Raw genomic sequence first — 4782 nt, 5'->3', positions numbered from 1 at the left:
AAGGCCGGGGCGGTGAATCGCCTGGGGGCTGTAGAAGACGGCACCACATGCCTTGACTACGAACCCGAAGAAACCCGCCGACGCGGCTCCGTTCAACCCTCCTGCGCCACATATCTCTGGAATAAAAACCGCCATTTCCTTCTGGATATCCCCGGTGACGGCAACTTTACAGGCGACATGGAATGCCTGCTCAAAGGCGTGGACAGCGTTGTTTTTGTGCTGGACGCCGTGGACGGTGTGCGCCCCCTTGCCAAAAAGTTCTGGAATCTGGTCCGCGCAGCCGGATTGCCCTCCATTATCGTGGTCAACAAGGTTGACCGCGACCGCGCCGATTTTCAGATGGCCCTTGACGGCCTCTCGGGCCTGAACGTCAAGCCCGTAGTGCTGCAATTGCCCATTCGCCAGGGCGAATCCTTTGTGGGTGTTGCCGATGTGCTGACGGGCAAGGCCCGCATGTTTGGCGAAAACGGCGCCGCCGCAGAGGCTGAAATTCCCGCCGCCCTGGCTGACGATGTCAGCCTGCTGCGCGATGTGACCGTAGAAAATATCGCAGAAAGCGATGAAGAACTTATGGAAAAGTATCTGGAAGAAGGCATTCTTTCAGAAGATGACCTCAGAACAGGTCTGCGCTCGGGTGTGCTCAAAGGTGAGCTTACGCCGGTGCTGGCCTGCTCGGCCCTTGAAAACAAGGGCGGCGAATCCGTGCTGGCCGCCATTGAAGCCCTGCTGCCCTCGCCCCTTGATCGCCCGCCCTTTGCGGGCCGTGATGGCGCAGAACGCGCCGCTGCCCCGGATGGGCCGGTGGCCTGCTTTGTTTTCAAAACCTTGGCCGATCCCTTTTCGGGGCAGCTTTCCCTTTTGCGGGTTCTTTCCGGCACCATCAACGGCGACGCCACGCTGAAAAACTCCCGCACGGAAGAAAACGAACGCCTCGGCAACCTGCTGTACATTCAGGGCAAAACGCAGACCCCCTGCAAGGAGCCCATTGGCCCCGGCGCCATCGTGGCCGTTGCCAAGCTCAAAAACACCCGCACGGGCGATACGCTCTGCGATGAAAAAGCCCCCTTTGCCCTGCCCATGCCCGCCCTGCCCCCGCAGCTCATCACCTATGCCCTCGCCCCCAAGGAAAAAGGCGAGGAAGACAAGGTCTACGCAGCCATGCAGCGGCTGCTGGATGAAGACATCACCCTGCGTCTGGGGCGCGATGAAGAAACCGGCGACATTCTGCTTTCCGGCATGGGGCAGTTGCATATCGAGCTTTCGGTCGAAAAGGCCAAACGCCGCTTCAAGGTGGATATCATCCTTAAGACGCCCAAGGTTCCCTACCGCGAAACCGTGCGTGGCAAATGTCAGGTTCAGGGCCGTCACAAAAAGCAGTCCGGCGGCCGTGGTCAGTTTGGCGATTGCTGGATCGAGATGGAAGGCCTGCCGCGCGGTTCCGGCTATGTGTTTGAAGACGCCATCGTGGGCGGCGTTATCCCCCGCCAGTATGTTCCCGCCATCGACAAGGGCGTTCAGGAAGCCGCCGCACGCGGATTTCTGGCCGGATGTCAGGTGGTGGACTTCCGCGTCAAGGTCTACGATGGCAGCTACCATACGGTAGACTCGTCAGAAATGGCCTTCAAGGTAGCTGGCTCCATTGCTTTCAAAAAAGCCATGGAAGGTCTCAAGCCCGTGCTGCTTGAACCCATCGTACTGCTCACCGTTTCCGTGCCCGATGAAAGCATGGGCGATGTCATCGGCGACCTTTCCTCCCGCCGGGGCAAGGTGCTGGGTTCGGATTCGCAGGGCGGCAGCACGGAAATCAAGGCCCATGTGCCCATGAGCGAAGTGCTGCGTTACGCGCCCGACCTGCGCTCCATGACCGGCGGGCAGGGATTCTTCACCATGGAATTTGCCCATTATGAAGAAGCTCCGCAACCCGTGGCGGAAAAGGTCATTGCCGAGCACCAGAAGCACAAGGCTGCCGAATAACCACTGAGGTGGGGCAGACCACCTCTTCCTCTTATAGATGACAAACCGGCTGTTTTCTGTAAAACAGCCGGTTTGCGCGTCTTTGCCGCAAGCAACCGAATACGGAACATCATGGAACGCCCGCTCACAATACTCTGCACCCCCCTGCCCGCTGGCTCCAGTAAAGAGCTGGAAGGCTGGCGCTGTGCCCTTGAAGCGGTGCTGGAACCGTGGCTGAACGAGAGGCAGCTTGCCCATGTGCGCCGCTTTGGCCGCCCGCCCGAGGGGCAGACCGAAGCGCGGGAGGCGCAGCAGGACGTGCTGCGGGCGGCTTTGTCCCGCCTGCTCGCGCGCGCCCAACTGGTGACGCATGCCGCGCGGCAGGCCAGGGCAGCAAATTCCCCCCTCGCAGGGCCGCTGCCGCAACTGGGCATGGATACTCAGGGCCGCCCCCTGTTCCCCGGTTGGCATGCGGCCTTCAGCCACAGCGGCGAGGTGGCCTTTTGCGCCCTTTGCCCTGAGCCGGCAGATGCCGCAGTTGCCCCTCATGCGCTGGATGCTGAATCGTTGCTCTCCCCGCCGCCTAGCCCCAATGCCTTTACCACGGCAGAATTGGCCCGACGCGAAGCCCGGCGCGAGGCAGGCCTTTCACCGCAGGGCATCCACCGCGAGGCCCTGCGCCGCTGGACAATCAAGGAGGCCCTGCTCAAGGCATCCGGTCTGGGGTTGGGCATGGATCCCGCCAGGGTTCCCACAGGAAGTTTCGGCCAGCGAGCCGGGATTTGGCACGGGGCAAGGGGCGTATTTTACTGGCGGAGTCTGCCCTGCCCCGGCCACTGGCTGAGCATTGCGCAACAGGTGAGCGCAAAAACAGACTTCCCGCCGGAATTTTTACGACTCCGTGTGCTTTGCCAGGATCCGACTACCCTGCTGCGCGCGCTTTCCGCCTTACGCCCGCGCGGCTAAGCGCCCCCGGCAGACATTTTCTTGCAAGGCAAACGTTTTTACGGCACTCTCCGCCCATGCCGCGTTTTCACCTTGTCACGCTTTTTCCCGAATTTTTCGAGTCGCCCCTGTCCACCGCCCTCATGGGCCGTGCGCGGGAGGCTGGCATTGTGGAATGCAGCCTTCATGATCCCCGGCAGTTCAGCACCGACAAACACCGCCACGTGGACGACCGCCCTTACGGCGGCGGCCCCGGCATGGTCATGCAGGGCGAGCCTCTGGCCCGCGCCCTGCGCTCCATTGAGCGGCCCGGCCGCATGCTGTTCATGGCCCCCGGCGGACGCCCGCTGACGCAGGACATGGTGCGCGACCTTGCGCGCGAGGAAGACCTGACCATTGTTTGCGGCAGGTACGAGGGCATTGACGCGCGGCTGTTGCAACTTTTTCCGCTTGAACCCGTGAGCGTGGGCGATATAGTGCTCAACGGCGGCGAAAGCGCGGCTCTTTCCGTACTGGAAGCCGTCGCCCGCCTGATGCCCGGCTTTATGGGCAAGGAAGAATCCGGCGACGACGAAAGCTTTTCTCACGGATTGCTGGAATATCCGCACTACACGCGGCCAGAATCCCTGGAAGGTCTGTCGGTTCCCGAGGTGCTGCAAAGCGGCGACCACGCCCGCATCGCCCAATGGCGCAGGCAGGAATCTGTGCGCGCCACCTTGCGCATGCGCCCGGAAATGTTGAATGAAGCGCCGCTCTACCGCGAAGACGTGCAAACGCTGGCTGAAACCCCGCGTGACAGGCCGGGACGCAACCTTTCGTTCTGCCTTGTTCACTACCCGGTTTCCCTTGGGCCAAAAAAAATCGGCGCTTCCTCTTTGACAAATCTGGACATACACGATATAGCCCGAATTTCCCGCAGCTATGCGATGGGTTCCTTTTATCCGGTGACCCCTCTTCGCGACCAGTTGCGGGTGCTGGAAGAAATTTTGCGTCACTGGACGCGGGGGCCGGGCGGTACAGGAAACGCCGACCGCGCTCAGGCCCTCGGCCTGGTGCAACCCGCGACTTCGCTTGAAGAAGCAGTGGCGCATATGACCGCGCAGCATGGAACGCGACCCAGACTGGTGGCTAGTTCTGCCGTCTGGCCTGCCAAGGGCAAGGCATCCCAACCGGGACGCATGCCCATGACTCCGCGTGACGTGCGGCGCTGGTGCGACCAGGGGCCGGTTATGCTCTGCCTGGGCACGGCGCAAGGGCTTGCGCCGGAGGTGCTCGAACAGTGCGAAGGCACTCTGAGGCCGGTGCGTTTTTTGGGCTACAACCATCTTTCGGTGCGCAGCGCGGCCGCCATTCTGGCCGACAGGATATTAGGCGACTACTACTGACGCAACACGGCGGCCTGAGCGCATCGGCGCCGCTTTGCAACGACGCAACAATCCGCCCGGATTTGCAAGGAGTTCACGATGGACATCATCAGGAAAATTGAACTGGAAAACCAGCGCATGGATCTTCCCGCGTTTCGCTCCGGCGACACGGTGAAAGTACACCTGCGCATTGTGGAAGGCGAAAAAGAACGTATCCAGGTCTTCCAGGGTAACGTTATCCGCATCAAGCGCGGCACCACCAGCGCCACCTTTACGGTGCGCAAGGTCTCCGACGGCGTGGGCGTGGAACGTATTTTCCCGCTCAACTCGCCCTTCATCGACCGCGTTGAGCTGATCACGCAGGGCCGCGTGCGCCGCAGCCGCCTGTACTACCTGCGTGCCCTCAAGGGCAAAGCCGCGCGCATCAAGCCGCGTGGCCGCTTCTGATCCTTTTTTAGGCATCAGAATCGCAGCGAGCGTTTTTACGGCGCGCCAGGGCATGCAGGCAACTGCAAAATCC

At 61.5% G+C, this 4782-nt stretch carries 4 protein-coding genes; all 4 read left to right on the top strand.

Annotated features, from left to right (window positions below; translation table 11 throughout):
- On the top strand, positions 1 to 1974 hold a 1974-nt coding region (locus VEZ52_RS03085; protein WP_324835483.1), incomplete at its 5' end, for an elongation factor G.
- Positions 1975 to 2085: 111 nt separating this feature from the next.
- On the top strand, positions 2086 to 2919 hold the full coding sequence (locus VEZ52_RS03080; RefSeq protein ID WP_324835482.1) for a 4'-phosphopantetheinyl transferase family protein: 834 nt from the start codon (positions 2086 to 2088) through the stop codon (positions 2917 to 2919).
- Between the two features lie 56 nt (positions 2920 to 2975).
- On the top strand, positions 2976 to 4283 hold the full coding sequence (gene trmD, locus VEZ52_RS03075) for a tRNA (guanosine(37)-N1)-methyltransferase TrmD (RefSeq protein ID WP_324835481.1): 1308 nt from the start codon (positions 2976 to 2978) through the stop codon (positions 4281 to 4283).
- A gap of 78 nt (positions 4284 to 4361) precedes the next feature.
- The gene (rplS, locus tag VEZ52_RS03070; RefSeq protein ID WP_022658201.1) at positions 4362 to 4709 is read left to right on the top strand and encodes a 50S ribosomal protein L19; all 348 of its coding nucleotides are present in this window, start codon (positions 4362 to 4364) and stop codon (positions 4707 to 4709) included.
- The last annotated feature ends 73 nt before the right edge of the window (positions 4710 to 4782 follow it).

The organism is Desulfovibrio sp. (assembly GCF_035644575.1).
In the GTDB taxonomy this organism is placed as follows: Bacteria; Desulfobacterota; Desulfovibrionia; order Desulfovibrionales; family Desulfovibrionaceae; genus Desulfovibrio.
This window is presented reverse-complemented; position numbering and strand designations above follow the sequence as displayed.